Genomic DNA, 2,774 nt, shown 5'->3' with positions numbered 1-2,774 from the left:
TTGATCAACGACAATTATTTTTCCCGGTCAGCGACAATTATAATTCCCGGCTCAACCCCTAAATTTAAAAGAACTTATACTGCATATTTTTTATTTTCATCTTGCTTTCTTATCTCAGCATCAATATTCTGAAAACACCAATCTGGAGGATAGGGCAACGCTGAGGAGCGACCCGAGCGCCGTGATTGGTGCCGAGTGAATGGAGACCCGGTTATGAAAATAATCGGGTTTTTTTCTCCATTCATTTGGCCATAATGCGGTAAACCTCGGGGGTATGGGGGCTGGCCCCCTTCCGTAACCGACCGGAACGGGAGGTTACCCGTTTTCTTTTCGTTTCTTTGCTCTTTCAAGTCGATAACTTTCAACATTTACTTCAAGAATGACACTGTGATGAACCAACCTATCTATGGCCGCGGCAGTGGTCATTGGATCTTTAAATATTTTCTCCCATTGTGAAAACGGCAGGTTGCTTGTGATCATCAAACTGGAGCGTTCGTAGCAATGGGCAAGTAAGGTAAAGAGTACTTCCATCTCTTCGCGACTCTGCTGGACATAGCCGATATCATCAATCAGCAAAGCGTCATATCTGGACAATTTCTTTAGTATTTTGGGTAATTCCAGCTCCCGTTTAGCAACGAGCATCTCCTGAACAAGCATGCTGCAGGAAGTAAAAAAGATACGTTTATCCTGCCTGATCAATTCCTGAGCAATAGCGCAGAGCAGATGAGTTTTTCCGCTGCCGGGATTCCCAAAGGCGAGGACATTTTCACATCGCGAAAGAAAGGAACCATCCAGTAATGTGTTCACAACCGCGTTGATCCTGGCTGGAAGCCGTGAGCGCTCAAAAGATGCCATGTTTTTTTCCAGGGGCAACCTGGATTCCCGCAAGTATCTGTCGATGCGTTTCCTGCGTCGTTCCTCGCATTCACGGATAATCAGTTCCTGCAAATAGTGTTCATAGCTCAGTGATTCCTGCCGGGCAATATCTGCTTCTTCACGGTAACAGGCCCTGATCGTGGACAGGTACAGCTTCTTCAGGCTGCCATCAAGTTTGGTCTGATTCATACCACAGCCTCCATATTGCCAAGCAGCTGGTCGTAACCATCCAGACAAACTTTTTGTATTGCCACATCTGTCACTTGTTCAGGCTCTTTCCCGGAACAAAATGTCGTTTCTACAACATCAGCGCTGATCTGCCGCCCATGCTCAATCAAGTATCGCAGACTGTTGTCTACTCCTGCTTCATTTGCGCGGGCTGCCAACTCCAGTATTCGTAAATATTCCCTGGCTGCTTTTACCGGGGCATGGCGGCCAGACAGTTCGTCGTATGCCATCCGAAACCTGCTAGTCGGAAAGAGATCACTCCGGTACCGATAATTCTCAAAGGCTCCGGGCTTACGGATCAGCCAGTCGATTATATGGCGATACTGGATACAATGTTTTCTGCTGCCGTGTAAACGCGGGATCGTCTCCACACATTTTTGACCATACCATACCTGCAGATGATCTGCGTACAGGCGCACTGTAACCCGCTCTTTGATCAGTCGGCTGTGAACGGAATAGACATTATGCTTGATCCTGATCGTGCTGCCAGGCCCTACCCGGACATCAAAACGACTGCAGGCCTCCAGCTTTTTCCCCGGTAAAGGCTTCAGCAGTTTCCGTTCCTCTGCAAACCGTGCCTGACGTCCCTTGTTGAGTTGGGTTAACAAATCATCCAGAAAATTTTCATATTCCCGTTGACTGTTAAAATCACGGCTGCCTCGCAGCATCAAGGCCTGGTCCACTGCTTTTTTGAAGCGATAATGACGTTGCTCGATATCTCCGTTCTCATTGGGACTGGCAGGATTTGTTCGCCGGCCGATAAGTTTATAGTGATCCAGAAGCCCCTGGTACCTGCGGGTGAATTCCTCGGGATTAGCCGGCTTATTAACTGCGGCCGACAGCCTGTCTGTCTGGTGTTCATGGGGAACACCTCCAAGTTGCCACAGGCTGTGCTGCAACCCTTCGCTGAGACTCTCAAAACTCTCCGAAATACATATTTTGCAACTTTCCCAGTTGGACCAGGTCAGAACAAAATGATAGACCAGATGCTCAAACGGGATTCCGGTAATGGTTACACCCAGATCCGTCATATGGGTAAAGTCTGACTGGCTCAGCTTGCCCGGATGGTGTTTTTGCGGAAAATATACCTCCCGGCCCGACCCTTCAACAGCCCGCCAGTACTTGACACGTCGCTGAAAGGTTCGCAATTGGCCATCACTGAATCGGCCCGGGTATTTTCGCTGTAAATACTCAAACAGGGTCTTGGCCTCCAGTCCGTCATTGAGCTCAAAAAATGGCTTTACCTCCTCCAACACCTCTTTAAATGGATCATTACGTGTACGCCAATGTCGATGACGGCCTGCCCTTATCTCACTGGGTAATTGATCAAGCTTCCTGTATTTCCTGGCTGTCTTCTCATCCATCCCGGATCTGGACGCGGATACCTCCAGCGTTTTGCCTTGACTCAAAAACTTTTTCAATTTCTTCACCTGAAAATCTGTGATCATTTCTGTTCCTCCTTCAAGAGAACAGAAATAATCTTTTGACAATTATCCGGGAAAAATAATTGTCGTCAGGCGGGAATTATAATTGTCGCTGATCACATTAGAGCTGCTCCAGAGCAACTATAAGTTTTTTCAGAATAGTCTCATTGAAATTCTCGCCCACTTCTATCCGAAATTTTCCCGCCTGTACGGACAATAAAATCCCGGCAGGTTTTCCACTTCTAT

The 2,774-nt window shown here is 47.5% G+C and carries 2 protein-coding genes; both read right to left on the bottom strand.

Features of this window, described 5'->3' with window-relative positions; translation table 11 throughout:
- Positions 1–315: 315 nt before the first annotated feature.
- Positions 316–1,065: an IS21-like element helper ATPase IstB gene (gene istB, locus ACXLDX_RS13255; protein WP_457577666.1), complete on the bottom strand. Its 750-nt coding sequence runs from the start codon at positions 1,063–1,065 to the stop codon at positions 316–318.
- The gene (istA, locus tag ACXLDX_RS13250) at positions 1,062–2,513 is read right to left on the bottom strand and encodes an IS21 family transposase (RefSeq protein WP_457577667.1); all 1,452 of its coding nucleotides are present in this window, start codon (positions 2,511–2,513) and stop codon (positions 1,062–1,064) included. The genes istB and istA overlap by 4 nt, the downstream gene beginning before the upstream one ends.
- Positions 2,514–2,774 lie beyond the last annotated feature (261 nt).

The sequence above is a fragment of the Desulfomarina sp. genome (genome assembly GCF_054039375.1).
This window is presented reverse-complemented; position numbering and strand designations above follow the sequence as displayed.